At 71.7% G+C, this 18,457-nt stretch carries 22 protein-coding genes and 1 tRNA gene; 15 read left to right on the plus strand and 8 right to left on the minus strand.

What is annotated here, in order from left to right:
* Positions 1-141: 141 nt before the first annotated feature.
* Positions 142-2,337, plus strand: coding sequence for a protein kinase domain-containing protein (locus tag ABFT23_RS06030; protein ID WP_347893315.1), 2,196 nt, complete (start codon positions 142-144; stop codon positions 2,335-2,337).
* 27 nt (positions 2,338-2,364) lie between these two features.
* Here the strand turns inward: ABFT23_RS06030 and ABFT23_RS06035 are convergent, their stop codons facing one another.
* Complete coding sequence (locus tag ABFT23_RS06035) at positions 2,365-2,856, minus strand: YajQ family cyclic di-GMP-binding protein (protein ID WP_347893316.1); 492 nt, start codon at positions 2,854-2,856, stop codon at positions 2,365-2,367.
* 94 nt (positions 2,857-2,950) lie between these two features.
* Between ABFT23_RS06035 and ABFT23_RS06040 the strand changes: the two genes are divergently transcribed.
* From ABFT23_RS06040 to ABFT23_RS06100, 13 genes are all read left to right on the plus strand, one after another.
* Positions 2,951-3,032 (plus strand) — tRNA-Tyr (locus ABFT23_RS06040).
* Positions 3,033-3,204: 172 nt separating this feature from the next.
* Entirely contained in the window at positions 3,205-4,029 is an 825-nt protein-coding gene (locus ABFT23_RS06045; protein ID WP_347893317.1) for a hypothetical protein, read from the plus strand.
* 116 nt (positions 4,030-4,145) lie between these two features.
* Entirely contained in the window at positions 4,146-5,177 is a 1,032-nt protein-coding gene (locus ABFT23_RS06050) for an LLM class flavin-dependent oxidoreductase (protein WP_347893318.1), read from the plus strand.
* A gap of 246 nt (positions 5,178-5,423) precedes the next feature.
* On the plus strand, positions 5,424-5,645 hold the full coding sequence (infA, locus tag ABFT23_RS06055) for a translation initiation factor IF-1 (RefSeq protein ID WP_232679687.1): 222 nt from the start codon (positions 5,424-5,426) through the stop codon (positions 5,643-5,645).
* Between the two features lie 28 nt (positions 5,646-5,673).
* Positions 5,674-5,787: a 50S ribosomal protein L36 gene (gene rpmJ / locus ABFT23_RS06060; RefSeq protein WP_004008316.1), complete on the plus strand. Its 114-nt coding sequence runs from the start codon at positions 5,674-5,676 to the stop codon at positions 5,785-5,787.
* A gap of 157 nt (positions 5,788-5,944) precedes the next feature.
* Positions 5,945-6,322, plus strand: coding sequence for a 30S ribosomal protein S13 (rpsM, locus tag ABFT23_RS06065; RefSeq protein ID WP_347893319.1), 378 nt, complete (start codon positions 5,945-5,947; stop codon positions 6,320-6,322).
* 71 nt (positions 6,323-6,393) lie between these two features.
* The gene (rpsK, locus tag ABFT23_RS06070) at positions 6,394-6,798 is read left to right on the plus strand and encodes a 30S ribosomal protein S11 (protein ID WP_140011397.1); all 405 of its coding nucleotides are present in this window, start codon (positions 6,394-6,396) and stop codon (positions 6,796-6,798) included.
* Positions 6,799-6,824: 26 nt separating this feature from the next.
* Positions 6,825-7,433, plus strand: a complete 609-nt coding sequence (rpsD, locus tag ABFT23_RS06075) for a 30S ribosomal protein S4 (protein ID WP_347893320.1) — start codon at positions 6,825-6,827, stop codon at positions 7,431-7,433.
* Between the two features lie 105 nt (positions 7,434-7,538).
* Positions 7,539-8,555 carry a DNA-directed RNA polymerase subunit alpha gene (locus tag ABFT23_RS06080; RefSeq protein WP_304801508.1) on the plus strand — a complete coding sequence of 339 codons (1,017 nt, stop codon included), beginning with the start codon at positions 7,539-7,541 and terminating at the stop codon, positions 8,553-8,555.
* A gap of 252 nt (positions 8,556-8,807) precedes the next feature.
* Positions 8,808-9,389 (plus strand): 50S ribosomal protein L17, encoded by a 582-nt coding sequence (rplQ, locus tag ABFT23_RS06085; protein WP_347893321.1) that lies wholly within the window; start codon positions 8,808-8,810, stop codon positions 9,387-9,389.
* 138 nt (positions 9,390-9,527) lie between these two features.
* Entirely contained in the window at positions 9,528-10,079 is a 552-nt protein-coding gene (locus ABFT23_RS06090) for a SigE family RNA polymerase sigma factor (RefSeq protein ID WP_347893322.1), read from the plus strand.
* The gene (locus ABFT23_RS06095) at positions 10,076-11,407 is read left to right on the plus strand and encodes a hypothetical protein (protein ID WP_347893323.1); all 1,332 of its coding nucleotides are present in this window, start codon (positions 10,076-10,078) and stop codon (positions 11,405-11,407) included. Before ABFT23_RS06090 ends, ABFT23_RS06095 begins: the two co-directional genes overlap by 4 nt.
* 50 nt (positions 11,408-11,457) lie before the next feature.
* Positions 11,458-12,459, plus strand: coding sequence for a 4-hydroxy-3-methylbut-2-enyl diphosphate reductase (locus ABFT23_RS06100; protein ID WP_347893324.1), 1,002 nt, complete (start codon positions 11,458-11,460; stop codon positions 12,457-12,459).
* A gap of 7 nt (positions 12,460-12,466) precedes the next feature.
* On the opposite strand, the gene ABFT23_RS06105 is transcribed toward ABFT23_RS06100, so the two are convergent.
* From ABFT23_RS06105 to ABFT23_RS06125, 5 genes are all read right to left on the minus strand, one after another.
* On the minus strand, positions 12,467-12,829 hold the full coding sequence (locus ABFT23_RS06105; RefSeq protein ID WP_347893325.1) for a GtrA family protein: 363 nt from the start codon (positions 12,827-12,829) through the stop codon (positions 12,467-12,469).
* 38 nt (positions 12,830-12,867) lie between these two features.
* Positions 12,868-13,872, minus strand: a complete 1,005-nt coding sequence (locus ABFT23_RS06110; RefSeq protein ID WP_347893326.1) for a glycosyltransferase family 2 protein — start codon at positions 13,870-13,872, stop codon at positions 12,868-12,870.
* A gap of 134 nt (positions 13,873-14,006) precedes the next feature.
* Entirely contained in the window at positions 14,007-14,807 is an 801-nt protein-coding gene (locus ABFT23_RS06115; protein ID WP_347893327.1) for a YqjF family protein, read from the minus strand.
* Positions 14,804-15,646, minus strand: a complete 843-nt coding sequence (locus ABFT23_RS06120; RefSeq protein ID WP_347893328.1) for an FHA domain-containing protein — start codon at positions 15,644-15,646, stop codon at positions 14,804-14,806. The genes ABFT23_RS06115 and ABFT23_RS06120 overlap by 4 nt, the downstream gene beginning before the upstream one ends.
* Positions 15,647-15,656: 10 nt before the next feature.
* Positions 15,657-15,875 carry a hypothetical protein gene (locus ABFT23_RS06125; protein ID WP_347893329.1) on the minus strand — a complete coding sequence of 73 codons (219 nt, stop codon included), beginning with the start codon at positions 15,873-15,875 and terminating at the stop codon, positions 15,657-15,659.
* A 204-nt stretch (positions 15,876-16,079) separates the two neighbouring features.
* Between ABFT23_RS06125 and ABFT23_RS06130 the strand changes: the two genes are divergently transcribed.
* Entirely contained in the window at positions 16,080-16,700 is a 621-nt protein-coding gene (locus ABFT23_RS06130; RefSeq protein ID WP_347893330.1) for an L-threonylcarbamoyladenylate synthase, read from the plus strand.
* Here the strand turns inward: ABFT23_RS06130 and ABFT23_RS06135 are convergent.
* On the minus strand, positions 16,663-17,133 hold the full coding sequence (locus ABFT23_RS06135; RefSeq protein ID WP_347893331.1) for a DUF6542 domain-containing protein: 471 nt from the start codon (positions 17,131-17,133) through the stop codon (positions 16,663-16,665). The two genes, ABFT23_RS06130 and ABFT23_RS06135, sit on opposite strands and share 38 nt — an antisense overlap.
* The gene (locus ABFT23_RS06140; protein WP_347893332.1) at positions 17,130-18,299 is read right to left on the minus strand and encodes a DNA recombination protein RmuC; all 1,170 of its coding nucleotides are present in this window, start codon (positions 18,297-18,299) and stop codon (positions 17,130-17,132) included. The genes ABFT23_RS06135 and ABFT23_RS06140 overlap by 4 nt, the downstream gene beginning before the upstream one ends.
* Positions 18,300-18,457: the final 158 nt, after the last annotated feature.

Genomic DNA, 18,457 nt, shown 5'->3' on the forward strand with positions numbered 1-18,457 from the left:
CGCGACGGGCCCGGCCACGCGGTGGTCGGGCCCGTCGCGACCCGGGATCCGCACGGGGATCCGCACGGGGCCGGCGCGCGTCGTAGGGCAGAGTAGGCGCCCCAGCGGTCGCCGTCCCCCTGACGCCCGGAGGTCACCCCGATGTCCCGCGAGATGTCCCGCGAGGTCCTGCCGCTCGGACCGGTCGACCCCGAGGCGCTCGGGCCCTACCGGCTGCTCGGCCGCGTCGGCGAGGGCGGCATGGGCGTCGTCTACCTCGCCGTCGACCCCGTCGGGCGCCACGTCGCGGTCAAGGCGATCCACCGGGCCTTCGCGTCCAACGCCGAGTTCCTGGTCCGGTTCCGCCGCGAGGTCGCCGCCGCGCGCCAGGTGCCGCGGTTCTGCACCGCGGCCGTGCTCGACGCCGAACTCGACGGCGACGTGCCCTACCTGGTCACCGAGTACGTCGACGGACCGAGCCTGCTCGACGACGTCGTCCGCTCGGGGCCGTTCGACGACGAGCGGCTCATGGCCCTCGCGGTCGGCGCGGCCGCCGCGCTCACCGCCATCCACGAGGCCGGCGTCGTCCACCGCGACCTCAAGCCGGCCAACGTGCTGCTCTCCGACGCCGGCCCCCGCGTCATCGACTTCGGCGTGGCCAGCGCCGCCGACGCCACCGCGCACACGCTCACCGGCCAGGTGATCGGCACCCCGGCCTACATGGCCCCCGAGCAGATCAACGGCGACCGGGCCACGGCCGCCGCCGACGTGTTCGCCTGGGGCGGCGTCGTCGCCTACGCCGCGAGCGGCGAGCCGCCGTTCGGGACGGCGGCCAGCATCCCGGCGGTGATGCACCGGATCCTGCACGAGCCGCCCCGGCTCGACACCCTCGACGTCGACCTGCGGGCCGTCGTCGTCGCCGCCATGGCCAAGGAGCCCGCCGACCGACCGACCTCGCGCGAGCTGTTCGACCGCGTCCGTCGGCTCGCGGCCGCCGAGGGCCACGCCCGCCGCGCGGCCGCCGAGGTGATCGAGCACGCCACCCCGGCGGGGGTGAGCGCGCCGTGGGGGCCGGGCCCGGCGGTCCCGACCCCCACGGCCGCGCCGCTCGGGCCGCGCCCACCCGCGCCGCCGTCGGCGCCCCCGTTCGGAGCGCCCACCGTGCTGCCGGACGTCGGCGCGGGCGGCCAGACCGGTCAGGACGTGACCATCGCCCCGCACGCCGCGCCGCCGGCGGCCGTTCTGGTGGTCGCCACGGCCTCGGCCGTCGTCGTCGACCCGCTCGGCTGGCGCGACGAGCCCACGGCCGTGGCGGGCGGGACCCCCGCGACCACCGCCGACGGGCCCACCGGCGAGGGGCCGATCGACGACACGACCGATGACGTCGTGGCGCCGGTGGTCGTGCACGACGTCCACGGCACGCAGGTCGCGGTCGCGACGTCGCGCCTCGAGGCCGACGACCTGGTCGTGGTCACCGAGCCGCGGGCGAGCGTGCCGGCCGACGCCGGCAAGGTGCTCGCCGTCCAGCCGTCGCCCGGCACCGAGCTGGCCCCGGGGGACACTGTCACCCTCTTCGTCGGCGACGGCACGACGCCGTCGGTGGCCGGTGACCAGAAGGTGTTCAAGCGGGTCCAGCCCGGTGGGTCGCTCAACGTCGCCGACATCGTCTCGCTCTCGCCGGCCGGCGACGAGCGCGTCGTCGGCGTCGGCGACTCGCCCGACGTCACCGCCGACGGGCGCCTGATCGTCTACGTCGACACGACCTCGGTCGAGCGCGGCTCGCAGGTCGTCGTCGTCAGCCCGCAGGGCGGCAACCGACGCGTCATCACCGACATCACGGTCGGCTCGGCGCGCGACGCTGCCATTGCCCCCGACGGCCGGCTCGTGGCCTACACCAACAACACCGGCGGCATCTACGTCGTGGCGCCCGACGGGAGCGGCCGCCGCGAGGCGTTCGGCGACGACGCCTTCGAGCTGGACTTCTCGCCCGACGGACAGCGCCTCGTGTTCCGGCGCTCGTCGGACCAGTCGCTGTGGGTGGTCGGCGTCGACGGGTCCGGCCTGCGCAAGCTGCCGACCGCGCTGCGCGGCGACAAGATCCCGTCGTTCCCGGCGTGGTCGCCGGACGGCGACCTGATCGCCTTCAGCGACTTCCGCGGCACGGTCTACACGATCGGTGCCGACGGCAGCGACCAGCGCATCGCCGCCCGCAACAGCACCTACCCGAGCTGGAGCAGCGACGGCGGGCTCGTCGTCACCGCCGGCACCACGGCCTACCTGACCCGGCCCGACGGCGGCGACGCGGTGCCGATCGCCGGCGTCGTCACCGACGGGCCGCTGCGCCTGGGACGCCGCTGACGTGTCGGGCCGACGATCGTCGCCCGTCTACCGGTAGTTGGTGAACTGGACGGCGAAGTCGTAGTCCTGGGCCTTCACGAGGGCCTGGACGGCCTGGAGGTCGTCGCGCTTCTTCGACGACACCCGCAGCTCGTCGCCCTGGATCTGCGCCTTGACGCCCTTCGGGCCCTCGTCGCGGATGAGCTTGGAGATCTTCTTGGCGTCCTCGGAGGTGATGCCCTCCTTGAGCACGATGCCGATCTTGGACTGCTGACCCGAGGGGCGTGGCTCGGAGGCGTCGAGGATCTTCAGGCTCTGCTGGCGCTTGATCAGCTTGTCCTTGAAGACGTCGAGCACGGCGGTGGCGCGGTCGTCGGCGGAGGCGGTGATCTCGATCGCCTGCTCGCCCTGCCACGCGATCGTGGCGCCCGTGCCCTTGAAGTCGAAGCGGGTGGCGACCTCGCGGGCCGTCTGGCCCAGCGCGTTGTCGACCTCCTGGCGGTCGAGCTTGCTGACGATGTCGAACGACGAGTCGGCCATGGGGTTGTGTGGTCCTTTCGATTCCCGGGTCGGGGGAGTGCTGCGCTATTGTCGTCCCTCGTCGCCGACCGTGTCACACGGGCGGCACGCACCCGGCAGGTTGCCCGAGCGGCCAAAGGGAGCTGACTGTAAATCAGCCGGCACAGCCTACGCTGGTTCGAATCCAGCACCTGCCACCGACAGGCCCGACGCCCCCGGCGTCGGGCCTCGACGTTTTTCTTCCGCGTCCCTTCAACGACCTGGTCCAGACATCCGTACACCCGGGCAATCCGCGGCCGACGTGGCACCGGATAAGGGATCACGCGACCCGGACGTGGGCCGCGTCACATCGATGAAGGGTCTACCTCCATGCTCCGAATGCCCACCCGTCTGACCGGCAAGCGACCCAGCGGTCCGATGATCGTCTCCACCCTCGCCCTCGTCGTGGCCCTGGGCGGCACCTCCTACGCCGCCGCCACCATCGGTACCGGCGACCTCCGCAACGGCGCTGTGACCTCCCCCAAGATCAAGGACGGCGCGATCCGGCAGGTCGACCTCGCGGAGAACCTGCGCGACCTCGTCAACAAGAAGGGTCCGCGGGGCCCGCAGGGACCGGCGGGTGCTCCCGGTGCTCCCGGTGCTCCCGGCGCTCCAGGCGCGGACGGCGCGGACGGCGCGGACGGCGCGGACGGCACCGGCCGCTGGGCCTACGTCGGACGCGACGGCACGATCCTGGCGCAGTCCGGCGGGTTCACCGTCGCCGCGGCCTACCCGACGCTGCCCAACACGGCGGTCCCGCCGGCTCCCGACAACTCCATGCGTGCGGCCGGCAACGTGTACCTGAACGCCAACGAGGACCTGTCGAACAACGCCATCGTCGCGACGGTCGTGCTGCAGAACACGATCGACCAGGACGGCAACGCCAACACCAACGGTCGCGCCACGGGCCCCGACGCCAACGCCGAGTTCTCGGGCGAGATCAGCGTGAGCCGCTGCAACTTCCCCGGCAACACCGGCGTCCCGATCCCCACCAACTGCGCGCCGACCAACGCCCAGAACGCCACCAGCTTCGTCGTCAGCCCGCGCCTGAGCGACGGCAGCGTGACGTCGGGCAACGCCGACACGGGCAACCGCAAGGCGTTCTACGTCGTCATCTCCGGCGACTCGAGCGACTACGTCGCCCCCACCCCGTGAGCTGACACAGCCCGCCCCGACGGCCGCCCCCACCGCCCGGTGGGGGCGGCCGTCCTGCCTCCGGAGCCGGGGGCAGGGTCGGGAATGTCGTCGCTCACGGTGGCGTTCTCGTCGTGATGACCACGCTCTCCGTGCTCGACCTCGTGCCCGTCCGCTCCGACCAGACCACGGGCGACGCCGTCCGCGCCTCGCTCGACGTCGCCCGCGTCGCCGACGGTCTCGGCTACGAGCGCTACTGGGTCGCCGAGCACCACAACATGCCGGCGGTCGCGGCCACCAACCCGCCCGTGCTGATCGCGATGATCGCCGGCGCCACCGAGCGCATCCGGGTCGGCAGCGGCGGCATGATGCTGCCCAACCACGCCCCGCTGGTGGTGGCCGAGCAGTTCGCGCTCCTCGAGGCCACCTACCCCGACCGCATCGACCTCGGCATCGGCCGCGCGCCCGGTACCGACCAGGTCACCGCGTGGGCGCTGCGCCACGGCGCCGGCGGCGTCAGCGACGAGAACGTCACCCGCTTTCCCGAGTACGTCGACGACCTGCTCGCGATGATGGACACCGCCGGTGTCGGCGTCCGCGTGCAGGGGCGCACGCACACGCTCAACGCCACCCCGAGCGCGATCGGCGTCCCGACCCCGTGGCTGCTCGGCAGCAGCGACTACTCGGCCCGCCTCGCGGCCGAGAAGGGCCTGCCCTACGTCTTCGCCCACCACTTCTCCGGCCAGGGCACCCGCGAGGCGATCGAGCTCTACCGCTCGCGCTTCCAGCCCTCCGACCTGCTCGAGGCGCCGCGCACGTTCCTCACCGTCAACGCCTCGGTCGCCGAGTCCGACGAGGAGGCACGTCGGCGCGCGCTGCCACAGCTGCTCACCATGCTCGCCCTGCGCAGCGGCCGGCCGCTGCACGCCCAGGAGCTGGTCGAGGAGGCCGAGAAGCGCGAGCTGCGCGCCGACGAGCAGCAGCTGGTCGACGCCATGGCCGAGCGCTGGGTCATCGGCGCGCCGGACGCCGCCCGCGCCCGTCTGGAGGAGCTCGCGTCGTCGTTCGGTGTCGACGAGGTCATGCTCAACCCGGTCGCCGGTGCCCACGTGGGCACCGAGCCGGCCACCTCGCCGGCCCGCGAGGACACCCTGCGCCTGCTCGCCTGACCCGGCGATTGGGCTTTGGCGACCGCCGGACCCTAAACTGGTGTGTCGGCCCAACATGGGTCTGTTTCGTGACGCCTCGCGGCTGCCCGGGACCACGCCGCTGAGCACTCCGTCCGCACGCGCGGGTGGGCGCCCAGCGCCGTGCCTGGGAAGAGGCTACGCAACGACTGCATGAGGTCCAGGCCCGCACCCGCGGGTCAGGTTCCCGGGCCACCCGGTAAGAAACCAACGATCAGAAGTGAGGACATGCCGAAGAAAGAAGGCGTGATCGAGATGGAGGGCACCGTCGTGGAGGCCCTCCCCAACGCGATGTTCCGGGTCGAGCTCAGCAACGGCCACAAGGTTCTCGCGCACATCAGCGGCAAGATGCGTCAGCACTACATCCGGATCCTCCCCGAGGACCGCGTGGTGGTCGAGCTCTCGCCGTACGACCTCACCCGGGGTCGGATCGTCTACCGGTACAAGTAACCGCCAGCCGAGTAGAGAGAGGGCTGACATGAAGGTCAACCCGAGCGTCAAGCCGATCTGTGACAAGTGCAAGGTGATCCGTCGCCACGGACGCGTCATGGTCATCTGCGAGAACCCGCGTCACAAGCAGCGTCAGGGCTGATCCTGCGAGATCACCCGCACCACAACTGAACACCACACAACGCGATCGCTAGGGCCTCACGAGGCGCCGAAGCACCTCCGGAGCAGAAGGCCGGAGCCCGAGCAGCACACCGGGACGCATCGCGGACGAAACCTCTGCCGCAATCGAAAGGCCAGACATGGCACGCCTCCTCGGCGTCGACCTCCCGCGCGACAAGCGCATCGAGATCGCGCTCACCTACATCTACGGCATCGGCCGTACCCGTTCCCAGCAGCTCCTCGAGATCACCGGCGTCGACCCCAACATGCGGGTCCACCAGCTCGGTGACGACGAGCTGGTCAAGCTCCGCGACGAGGTGGAGCGCCTCGAGTTCAAGGTCGAGGGTGACCTCCGCCGCGAGGTCCAGGCCGACATCCGTCGCAAGATCGAGATCGGCAGCTACCAGGGTCGCCGTCACCGCATGGGCCTGCCGGTCCGCGGTCAGCGCACCAAGACCAACGCCCGCACCCGCAAGGGTCCGAAGCGCACCGTCGCCGGCAAGAAGAAGGCCAAGTGACCCGACGCGCTCGCGCGTCACGGATGCACTGCCTTCCTCACCCTCAGACCAGCTCAGCAAGGAGATAACCGATGCCTCCCAAGGCTCGTGCGGCCGGCGCCAAGAAGGTCCGCCGCAAGGAGAAGAAGAACATCGCTCAGGGCGAAGCCCACATCAAGAGCACGTTCAACAACACCATCGTCACGATCACCGACCCCACCGGGGCCGTGATCTCGTGGGCCTCCGCCGGCACCGTCGGCTTCAAGGGCTCGCGCAAGTCCACGCCGTACGCCGCCCAGATGGCCGCCGAGGCCGCCGGTCGTCGTGCGATGGAGCACGGCATGAAGAAGATCGACGTCTTCGTCAAGGGCCCGGGCTCGGGCCGCGAGACCGCGATCCGTTCCCTGGGTGCGATCGGCCTCGAGGTCGGCACCATCCAGGACGTCACGCCCGCCCCGCACAACGGCTGCCGCCCGCCCAAGCGCCGGCGCGTCTGACCCGAGACAGAAGAGGAGACTGAACCATGGCCCGCTACACCGGTCCCATGACCCGCAAGTCGCGCCGTCTCGGTGTCGACCTGGTCGGCGGCGACGCCGCCTTCGAGAAGCGCCCCTACCCGCCCGGACAGCACGGCCGCGCGCGGATCAAGGAGAGCGAGTACCGTACGCAGCTGCAGGAGAAGCAGAAGGCCCGCTTCACCTACGGCGTGATGGAGCGCCAGTTCTTCAACTACTACGTCGAGGCCGCCCGGCGCACCGGCAAGACCGGTGACAACCTGCTGCAGCTGCTCGAGTGCCGCCTCGACAACGTGATCTACCGCGCCGGCTTCGCCCGCACGCGCCGTCACGCCCGTCAGCTCGTCGTCCACGGCCACTTCCTGGTCAACGGGCGCAAGGTCGACATCCCCTCGTTCCAGGTCACGCAGTACGACATCATCGACGTGCGCGAGAAGTCGCTCGAGATGACCCCGCTCATCGTCGCGCGCGAGACCCACGGCGAGCGCATCGTCCCCGCCTGGCTGCAGGTGCTCCCCGAGCGGATGCGCATCCTCGTGCACTCCGTCCCGGTGCGTGCGCAGATCGACATGCCGATCCAGGAGCAGCTGATCGTGGAGTTCTACTCCAAGAAGTGATCCGGTCGGGGGCGCGAGCCCCCGGCCCTCACCCCGCTCCACCCCTTCCACCACCTGCAGATCTGGGCCCTCATATAGCGGTCGGCCCGGGAAGGAACTGAACCAGTGCTCATCGCACAGCGCCCCACCTTGTCGGAAGAGACCGTCGGCGACTTCCGCAGCCGGTTCGTCATCGAGCCCCTCGAGCCCGGCTTCGGCTACACGCTCGGCAACTCGCTGCGCCGCACCCTCCTGTCGTCGATCCCCGGTGCCTCGGTCACGAGCATCAAGGTCGACACCGTCCTCCACGAGTTCTCGACCATCGAGGGCGTCAAGGAAGACGTCACCGAGATCATCCTCAACCTCAAGGGCCTCGTCGTCTCCTCCGAGCACGACGAGCCCGTCACCATGTACCTGCGCAAGTCCGGTGCCGGTGACGTCACGGCCGCCGACATCGCGCCCCCGGCCGGTGTCGAGGTCCACAACCCCGACCTGAAGATCGCCACGCTGTCCGACAAGGGCAAGCTGGAGATGGAGCTGGTCGTCGAGCGTGGCCGCGGCTACGTCTCGGCCGTCCAGAACAAGGGCAACGACAACGAGATCGGCCGCATGCCGGTCGACTCGATCTACAGCCCCGTCCTGAAGGTGACCTACAAGGTCGAGGCCACCCGAGTCGAGCAGCGCACCGACTTCGACAAGCTCGTCATCGACGTCGAGACCAAGCCGTCCATCCTGCCCCGCGACGCCATCGCGTCGGCCGGCAAGACGCTGGTCGAGCTCTTCGGCCTCGCCCGTGAGCTCAACGTCGAGGCCGAGGGCATCGACATCGGCCCGTCGCCCGTCGACGAGCAGCTCGCCGCCGACCTCGCCCTGCCGGTCGAGGACCTCCAGCTCACCGTCCGCTCCTACAACTGCCTCAAGCGCGAGGGCATCCACACCGTGGGTGAGCTCATCAGCCGCTCGGAGCAGGACCTCCTCGACATCCGCAACTTCGGCGCGAAGTCGATCGACGAGGTCAAGGCCAAGCTGGTCGAGATGGGCCTGTCCCTCAAGGACAGCGCGCCCGGCTTCGACCCGCACGCCGCTCTCGCGGCCTACGGCGACGACGACGACGACGCGTTCGTCGAGGACGAGCAGTACTGAGCCCTATGGCGCGAGCGCGTCGGGCCCTTCGCGTGTCGGCGCCGCTGCTCAACCTGGAGGGTCGGGTTGGGCACGGCGCCGCCACGCGGGCCCGCCGCGCTGCCGCGCGGCAGTTGGCCTGACCTTCGGTTCCGTCTTCGTGGCGGCTCTGTTCGGATCCCTCGGGCCGGCTCGCACCTGCACGACCCCCATCCCGCACCACCACCTCTAACCCGGGTACCTCGCACGGCCCGGGAGAATCGAGAAGGCACGATGCCCGCTCCGAAGAAGGGCGCCCGCCTCGGCGGCAGCCCGGCGCACCAGCGCCTCATCCTGTCCAACCTGGCCACCCAGCTCTTCGAGCACGGCCGGATCACGACCACCGAGGCCAAGGCCCGCACCCTGCGGCCCCACGCCGAGAAGCTCATCACCAAGGCGGTCAAGGCGCACAAGGGCGAGAACCCGCTCCACCAGCGTCGCGAGGTCCTCAAGACCGTGCGCGACAAGGGCGTCGTCCACACGCTGTTCGTCGACATCGCGCCGACGTTCGCCGAGCGTCCGGGTGGCTACACCCGGATCACCAAGATCGGCCCCCGCAAGGGCGACAACGCCCCCATGGCGGTCATCGAGCTCGTGACCGAGGCCTACGCGCCGAAGCCGGCCTCGGCCAAGAAGGCCCCCGCGGCCGCGGCCCCGGCACCCGTCGACGAGACCGAGGTCGAGGAGACCGAGGCCGACGTCGACACCGAGGCCGAGGCCACCGAGACCCTCGAGACCGAGGCGCCCGCCGCCGAGGAGACCGAGACGGTCGAGGAGACCGAGGGCGAGTCCACCGAGGACGAGCCGAAGGCCTGAGCCCCACCGCACCGCACGTCGAGACCCCGTCGCCCCTGTGGCGGCGGGGTCTCGCGCGTCTACGCTCCCGCCATGAGCCTGACCGACCGCGACGCCGGGCCGGGCAACCATCTGCGGGACTCAGGGCGTAGACCCGGTATGCCCGCCTCCTCCGCGCTCGAGCCCGCGCCGGCCGCCGACGTCGGCCGCGTCGACTTCGACGAGTTCGTCGCCGCTCGGTCGGGCGCTCTGCTGCGCACGGCCTACCTGCTGACGCGGGACCACCACCTGGCCGAGGACCTGCTCCAGACCGCCCTCACCAAGGCGTGGTTCGCGTGGGGGCGCACGCACGGCAACCCGGAGGCCTACGTCCGCAAGATCCTCCTCAACACCTACACGTCCTGGTGGCGGCGCCGGTGGAACGGCGAGGACGCCACCGAGCACCTGCCCGAGAGCGGCGTCGGCGACCGCACCGACGCCGTCGACGCCGGCCACGACCTCTGGGAGGCGATGGGCAGGCTGCCGCGTCGGCAGCGGGCCGTCGTCGTGCTCCGCTACGTCGAGGACCTCACCGAGGCGCAGACCGCCGAGCTGATGGGTTGCAGCGTCGGCACGGTGAAGAGCCAGGCCAGCAAGGCGCTCGCCAAGCTGCGCATCGACCCCGCGCTCGAGACCCACGAGCCGACGACGACCGAGGGAGAGGCCCGATGAACGGCATCGACGACCTGCGTCGCACCCTGCAGCACCACGCCGACGAGGCTCTCGCCGGCCCCGACGACCACGTCGGCCGTCGCCGCGCCGTCCATGAGCGAGCCCGCGCGACCCGACGCCGTCGGCGGGGCGTCGCCGCCGGGGTCGTCGCGTCGCTGGTCGCCGCGGCGGGCGTGGCGGTCGTCGTCGCGCCGGACGGCCGCGGCAACGCCGGCCCGGCCGACCTGGTCGGCGTCGACGTGCCCGAGACGCTGACCGCGCTCGGCTTCACCTACCACTACGCCGGCGGCCTCGAGGGTGAGCGGCGCGGCGACGAGGGCCGGGTCGACGCGACGTTGGAGGGGTCTTCGCGCGACCGCCTGATCAGCTGGGGGACGTCGGGCGACGACGACCGCGTCGTGGTGAAGGTCGACGGACGGACCCTCACCCACGACGACCCCGACTTCACCAACTGGACCCTGGTGCCCGCCGGCACGTCCGGGCCGGTCAGCGCGACCGTGGCCGAGGGCCGTCCGGCCCTCGCGGTGTACGAGCTCGGCGACGAGACCCCCGACGGGGTCAGCCTCGACGGCTCGACCTTCCGGCAGGACGTCGCCGGGGCCGAGCTGCTCGCCGCGGAGTTCGTCGACGGTGGCCCGGCCGAGGTGACCCTCGACGCGACGGCGACCACCAACGCCGTCCGCGTGCACCTCGTGTGCAGCGGCGGCCCCGACCGGGACGACGACGACAGCGAGGAGCTGGTCCTCCAGCGCGACCCGCTCGGCCAGGGCGAGGTGCCCTTCGAGCCGCTCGACTGCTCCGGGTCCCTGCCGGTCGACGCGACCACGGCGCCGACCCCCTTGGTGCTGGCGGCGTCGTCGCGGACGACGACCCCTGGAGACGCCGTCTCGATCACCTACCGGGTCACGACCTGGTCCGGCGAGGTCGTCGACGACCCCGGCTTCCGGCTCGGCGTTGCGATGTACGCGCTGGCCGACCGTGAGCCGGCCAACGGCGCCAGTCCCGAGCTGGAGGCCGACGGACATCGCTGGGTGCTTGCCGAGACCGTCGACGGCGGGAGCTCGACCAAGGTGGAGTACCGGGCGCCGAGTGACGGGGGCGCTCGGTTCGTGACCACCATCGCCACCGGCGAGGAAGTCGTCTACGTCGACGGGAGGGATCGCCAGGCAGAGGTCCTTCACCGCATCGGCCTCGCGGACCACTGGCGCTACGCCGGCTCCCGCAGCGAGCAGCAGGGCCTGCTCGGGCCGGGCGAGGAGGCCTCCCTCCAGGTGGTCGAGGGCGGTTCCGCCGCATTGATGATCGCCGTCTACGAACGTGACGACTGACGGCGATCGCGAATCCGTCCCGATCGACGTCGTTCCGTAGACTCGGGGTCATGACCACCGACGTCGGCATGCCAGCGGTCCTCTCTCCCGAGGAGGCCGAGCGTGCCGTCCTGCTCGCCGCGCCCCGTGGCTACTGCGCCGGCGTCGACCGCGCGGTCATCACCGTCGAGAAGGCGCTCGACCTCTACGGTGCGCCGGTCTACGTGCGCAAGCAGATCGTGCACAACAAGCACGTCGTCGCCGACCTCGAGTCGCGAGGAGCGATCTTCGTCGAGGAGATCGAGGAGGTGCCGGTCGGCGCCACCGTCGTCTTCTCCGCCCACGGCGTCTCGCCCGAGGTGCACCGCGAGTCGGCCGAGCGCGACCTCAAGACCATCGACGCCACGTGCCCGCTGGTCACCAAGGTGCACCACGAGGCCAAGCGGTTCGCCGCCGAGGACTACGACATCCTGCTCATCGGGCACGCCGGTCACGAGGAGGTCGAGGGCACTGCGGGTGAGGCACCCGACCACATCCAGCTCGTCGAGAGCCCCGACGACGTGCCCGGCATCGTCGTCCGCGACCCCGCCCGGGTCGCCTGGCTGTCGCAGACGACGCTGTCGGTCGACGAGACGCTGGCCACCGTCGCCGCCATCCGCGAGCGGTTCCCGCTGCTCATCGACCCGCCGAGCGACGACATCTGCTATGCCACCCAGAACCGGCAGCTGGCGATCAAGGAGATCTCCACCAGCGCCGACCTGGTGATCGTGGTCGGCTCGGCCAACTCCTCCAACTCGGTCCGCCTGGTCGACGTCGCCCTCGACGCCGGGGCCAAGGCCGCTTACCGCATCGACGACGTCTCCGAGCTCGACGAGGCCTGGCTCGACGGTGTCGACACCGTCTCGGTGACCTCGGGGGCATCGGTGCCCGAGTCGCTGGTCGAGGGCGTGCTCGCCTTCCTGTCCGAGCGCGGCTACCCCGACGCCCGTGCGGTGCACACGGCCGAGGAGTCGCTGATCTTCGCGCTCCCCAAGGAGCTGCGCCGCGACCTCAAGGCCGCCGGCCGCGCCTGACGTCCTCCTAGACCGCCGACTCGCGCTCGGCGGACGTCGCCGGCCACACCACGAACTTGTAGGCGGCGAAGTTCGCCACGAACGAGACGGCGATCGCGAGCACCTTCACCACCACGATCGGCTCGACCACCTCGAGCAGCAGCGAGATCACGACGGGCTGCAGCACCCACATCACGGTGCCGGTCGTGGCGAGGAACAGCACCGCGTGCCGCAGCGTGAGGCGGTCGGCCCGGAACGTGAACAGGCCGTTGACGACGAAGCTGAACGTCATGCCGGCGCTGGTCGAGACGAAGTTGGCCAGCACGATGCCCAGCGGCTCGTGCAGCAGCAGGAACAGCCCGACGTCGAGCAGGGTGTTGACCACGCCCACCCCGGCGAACCGGACGACGGTGGGCGACAGCAGCGGCCTCAGCGCCGGCCGCCGTCGACGTCGCGCGAGCCGCGGGCGCTGAGCGCGAGGGAGTAGAGCGGTCGGTCCTGGGCCTCGACGTAGACGCGACCGAGGTAGGTGCCGATGACGCCCATCATGATCAGCTGCAGCCCGCTGAGCAGGAACATGCCGACACCGAGGAACGCCCAGCCGGGCACCGAGTTCTCCGGCGAGAAGATGCGGACGCCGAGCACGTAGACGGCGAGCAGCACCGAGAACGCCGAGATCGCGAAGCCCAGCCGCGAGATCCAGCGCAGCGGCGCCGTCGAGAAGCCGATGAGGCCGCTGGTCGCGAACCGGAGCATCTTGCGCAACGGGTAGCCGGTCTCGCCGGCGAAGCGAGGATCGCGGTCGAACAGCAGGGCCTCCTGCCGGAACCCGACGTGGGCCACGATGCCGCGCAGGAACCGGTCCTGCTCGCGGTAGCGCGTCACCTCGGCCACGACCTTGCGGTCCATGAGACGGAAGTCGCCGACGTTGCGAGGGATCTCGATGTCGGCCATGCGGTCGAGCACCCAGTAGAAGCCGAACGCCGTGGCCCGCTTGAAACGGGAGTCCTGCCGGCTCCGACGCTGGGCGAAGACGACGTCGACGCCCCGGTCCCACAGGTCGAGCATCTCGATGCTGACCCGCGGCGGGTCCTGGAGGTCGGTGTCCATGACGATCACCGCGTCGGCGGTCGTGCAGGCGTCGAGGCCGGCCGTGACGGCGACCTGGTGACCGAAGTTGCGCGAGAAGCTGAGCACGGTGACCCGGTCGTCGTCGCCGCGGAGCTTCAGCAGCCGGTCGAGCGAGTCGTCGGCGCTGCCGTCGTCGACGTAGACGAACTCGAAGTCGAGGTCGGTGCGCGCCCCGGTGGCCTCGACGAGCGCGGTGTGGAACGTCTCGATGCCCTCGGCCTCGTTGTAGACCGGGAGCACGTAGGCCACCGACCGGCGCGCGCCGAGCTCGCCGTCCGTCGTCTCGTCGTGGGGGTGGGGCACGTGGTTCCTCCTCAGGGCATCCGCTGGGACAGTGGTAGTCGCGGACGTCCCCGACCCCACTGTGCATCACCTGGGTGTCGGCTGGGCAAATGCACGCGGGGCGAGAGGCGATCGATCGGCGTCGAGGCGCCGGCTCACCCGGTCCGGGGGTGGCCGGCGGCCCGCGGCCAGCCGAACGAGGTGTGGACCCCCGGGCTGAACGCCACGTGGTCGGGACGACGCCCGGCCAGGTCGGCGAAGCCGGTCTCCTCGAGCAGGCCGGCGCGCAGGTGCAGGACCTCGGCGTCGTGCAGCGGCCACGGCTCGTGCTCGTTGGGCACCTCGAGGGTGCGGCCGAGGAGATGGGTGTGCAGGCGCCAGCGGGCCGAGACGAACAGGTCGAGCTCGGTCGGGGTGCGCGGCGACTCGACGCGGATCGACACCTCGGTCGAGGGACGCCCGAGGCCCGAGCGCCCGAGCACCCGGGAGCGGTAGGTGTGGTGCTCGCCCGCCGGGCCGGACGACGCCGCGGCCGGCCCCGTGGTGCGGACGTGCGTCATCCGCGCCCAGCGGTAGGGGACCGCGAAGCAGGCCCTCGCCCCGGCCACGACCATGAGCCGCTCGCAGTCGAGGCTGACGAACACGACCCCGCGGCGTCCGGCCCGGTCGACGGAGTACAGGCGCACGTTGGTCTCGCAGAACGAGCCCAGCCACGGGACGGGTCGGTGCCGACCCGGGCCGGCGTCGACCATCCGGAACGGGATGAGCCCGACGTAGGTGAGGCCGTCGTCGGTGACGTCGGGGGCGACGTGCGGCGGCATGAGGTGGGCCACCCGGTCGGGGCTGACCGCCCAGTGCAGGAAGGTCAGGTCGCGCCACTGCTGGCTCATCAGCACCGACCCGGTGAGCGGCGGGGCCGTCTGGTCGACCGGCTCGACGGGCGCGGTGCGCCTCATCGTTTCCGGGTGTCGGCCTGGGGGAGCTGGTGGCCCAGCTCGCCGCCGATCCGGCCGCCGTGGGGCCGCCCGTGGTCGGCGAACTCCTCGCGGGAGAAGACGAGCACGTGCTCGCCGACCTCGAGACGGGCGCCGGTGCGCAGGCGGGGTCGCCCCTCGACGACGGCGCCGTGCAGACGCGTCGGCTCGGTCCACTGCTCGACGCTGAACTCGTCGTCGTCGTCGTGCCGCACGACGGCGTGGCGGGCCGCCAGGCCGGGCAGGACGATGTCGCACGCGGGGTCGGAGCCGATGACCGTCTCGGACCGGACCAGCCAGTAGACCGGCGGGCGCTCGCCGGGCCACAGGTGGTCCTTGGCCAGGGTCAGGCGCGGGGACCCGCCGCGGGCGGGGTCGTGGGTCGTGGCCGGGCGTCGGGGGCCACGACGCAGGAACGTGGGGAACAGGGGCCACAGGGTCGTCGGTGGGAGGACCTCGCGGGCGGGCAGCACCGAGGCCTGGCCGGTCGCGCGCGAGCGTGCCGAGGTCCAGGCCCCGCGGACGCTGCGCAGCCGGATGCGCCGCGTGCGGGTGACCCGGCGCTGCCACCACGGCGCGCGGACGGCGCCCATGGTGATGAGGTGGACGTCGCCGGAGTGCACCTCGACGACGATGCCCCGAGCGGCCAGGGCGCGCGCGAGCGAGCGAACGACGTGGGCGTCATCCGGCCCAGCGAACATCCCGGCGTCGGCCACGTCGAGCCTCAGCCGGTTGCCGGTGCCGGTGAGCCGGCCGGAGGCCGCGACCTCACCGTCGGTCTCGAGGGCGAAGCTCAGGTCGGCGTCGACGAGGGTGGGCATGGCCGGTCGCTCAGCTCACGGCGTCGGTGGTGGTGACGGTGACCGTGCCGTCGATCTTCCACACCGCCCGGGGAGCCTGCTCGCCGATGTCGCGCGGCACCTCGATGCGGACGTCGTCGAACCGGTAGTGGATAGCGGCCTGGCGGCCGGTCAGGAACTGCCACATCTTGGAGCCGAGGTCGCTCCAGTCGAGCACCTCGCGCTGCAGACCCTCGTCTGCTCCACTCATGGTCATCGTCGTCTCCGCTCTGTGTGCCGGTGGCCGCGATCGGCGGCCCTCTCCACGTCCATGGTCTGCACCGGCGGCCTCTGGGCTCTCACCCGAAGGGGTTATATCTAGACGGAGCGTCGAATTCTCCGGAGTCAAACCTTTACATCGTGTCGAAGTATTACGGGTGGCGCACCACCGCGCCGCGAGTGGCAGGATCGAGGCATGGCACGGTTCGTCGACATCCACCCGGACAATCCCCAGCCCCGCCTCGTGCGCCAGGTGGTCGACGCCCTGCGCGACGACGCCCTCATCGCCTACCCGACCGACTCCGGCTACGCCCTCGGCTCGCGGATCGGCAACCGCGACGGGCGTGACCGGATCCTGAAGATCCGCGGCCTCGACGACCGGCACCACTTCACGCTCGTGTGCAAGGACTTCAGCCAGCTCGGCCAGATGGTGCACGTCGACAACTCGGCGTTCCGCGCGATCCGGTCGGCGACGCCCGGGCCGTACACCTTCATCCTCCCTGCGATGCCCGAGGTGCCCAAGCGACTCATGCACCCCAAGAAGCGCACGGTCGGCGTCCGGATCCCCGACCACGCGCTGGTGCAGCTGCTGCTCGAGGAGCTCGGCGAACCGCTGCTGAGCAGCTCGCTGATCCTGCCCGGCGAGGACGAGGTGCGCACGCTCGGCTGGGAGATCAAGGAGGACCTCGACCACGCGGTCGACCTCGTTGTCGAGGCGGGCGAGACCAGCTCGGAGCCGACGACGGTGGTCGACTGGTCGAGCGGCACGCCCGAGGTGATCAGACGGGGAGCCGGGGACCCGGATCGTTTCGGCTGAGGTCGGGGTCGAGCTCGTCGTCGAACGCCCGGATCTCGCGGATGCGGTGACGCACCGCCAACACGCCGAGGGCGATGAGGTAGCCGACCACCAGCGCCGCGCTGTGGTGCGACAGGCCGGACACGACAGCCTGGACGACGCCGTCGTCGGCCTCGGCGATCGAGTCGGCGCGCGACATCGCCAGCAGCAGGAACGTGGCCAGCATGAGCAACGGCGGGAGCACGCCGACGGTGAAGGCGTCGCGCGGTCGCACGACGAGGGCCAGGGCGGCGCAGAGGGCGAGGAAGCCGAGGTCGAACAACCAGCCGACCTCGCCGGTGAGCAGGATGTCGATCGCCGCCGCCGTGAGGGCGAGCGCGATCCCGAGCGAGGCCACCTCGCGGCCGGGCTCGTGACCTTCCTCCCACACGGTGCGGGTGCCGGGCAGGCTCACGGATCCAACGTACGACGCTCCGGCGGCGCAGCGAGGTCGGCGCGCCGAAGGGCGGGCGGTGTGTCGTCGGCCGGCCCCGGGCCCTCGGAGCGGTCGGGGGTGCGGTCGAGGGTGCGGTCGACGGCGCGCAGGTGCACCGGGCGCGGGGTCTCGAGCGGCGGGGTGGCGGCCGCGACCACGCCGAGCTCGTCGAAGCGCCGGGCCTGGACCAGCACCCGCGACTCGAGCGAGCCGACCGCGCTGTTGTAGTGCCCGACGGCGGCGTTGAGCGAGCGCCCGACGCTGTCGAGGTGGCCGCCGAACGTCGCGAGCCGCGTGTGCAGCTCGCGCCCGAGCCGGTGCACCTCGTCGGCACGCGCGGTCAGGGCCTCGTGGCGCCAGCCGTGGCTCACGGTGCGCAGGAGCGCGATGAGGGTGGTGGGGGTCGCCAGCACCACCTCACGCCCGGCCGCGTGCTCGAGCAGGCCGGGGTCGGCGTCGAGCGCGGCGGAGAGGAACGACTCGGCCGGCACGAACAGCACCACGAACTCGGGAGACTCGGGCAGCGAGCGCCAGTAGCCCTTGCCGGCCAGCTGGTCGACGTGGCTGCGCAGCTGGCGGGCATGGCGGGCCAGGTGGTGGTCGCGGGCCTCGTCGTCGTCGCTTGCGGTGGCGTCGAGGTAGGCGTCGAGCGGCACCTTGGCGTCGACGACGACCGACCGGCCCCCGGTGAGGTGGACGACGAGGTCGGGCCGCCGGTCGCCGTCGTCGAGGCGGACCTGCTCGGAGAAGTCGCAACGCTCGACCATGCCGGCCAGCTCGACCGCCCGCCGCAGGTGGAGCTCGCCCCAGCGTCCGCGCACCTGGGGCCGCCGCAGCGCTGTGGACAGCGACCGGGTCTCACGACCGAGCAGCTCGGTGGTGGAGCGCATGTCGAGCACCTGCTGGTGCAGCTGGCCCTGCCAGGCGACCCGGCCCTGCTCGAGGTCGCGGAGCTGGTCGTGCAGCCGCTCGAGGCTCTCACGGACGACGGCCTGGCCGTCGAGCGCGCCGGCCAGTCGGTCGTCGACCGGTGGGGTTGCCACCTCGCGGGAGCGCAGCACGCCCCGGGCGTAGCCGAGGGCCGCACCGACGGTCGCGCCGACCACGAGGCCTAGCAGCAGCGCGAGCAGGGTGGTCGGTGACATGCCGGGGACCCTGCCACCCACCACCGACAGAATTGATGGCGCTGTGTTTGATGGCGCTGTGTTGCATGGCGCTCGCTCCGCTTCGCGCGTGGCGCGCCGCTTTTGAGAGGGCGTCTCGGCACACGCCGAGCGCACGCTCCGCTCGTTCCTCGCTCCGC

It is taken from the genome of Nocardioides secundeburneus (assembly GCF_039939255.1).
Lineage (GTDB): Bacteria > Actinomycetota > Actinomycetes > Propionibacteriales > Nocardioidaceae > Nocardioides.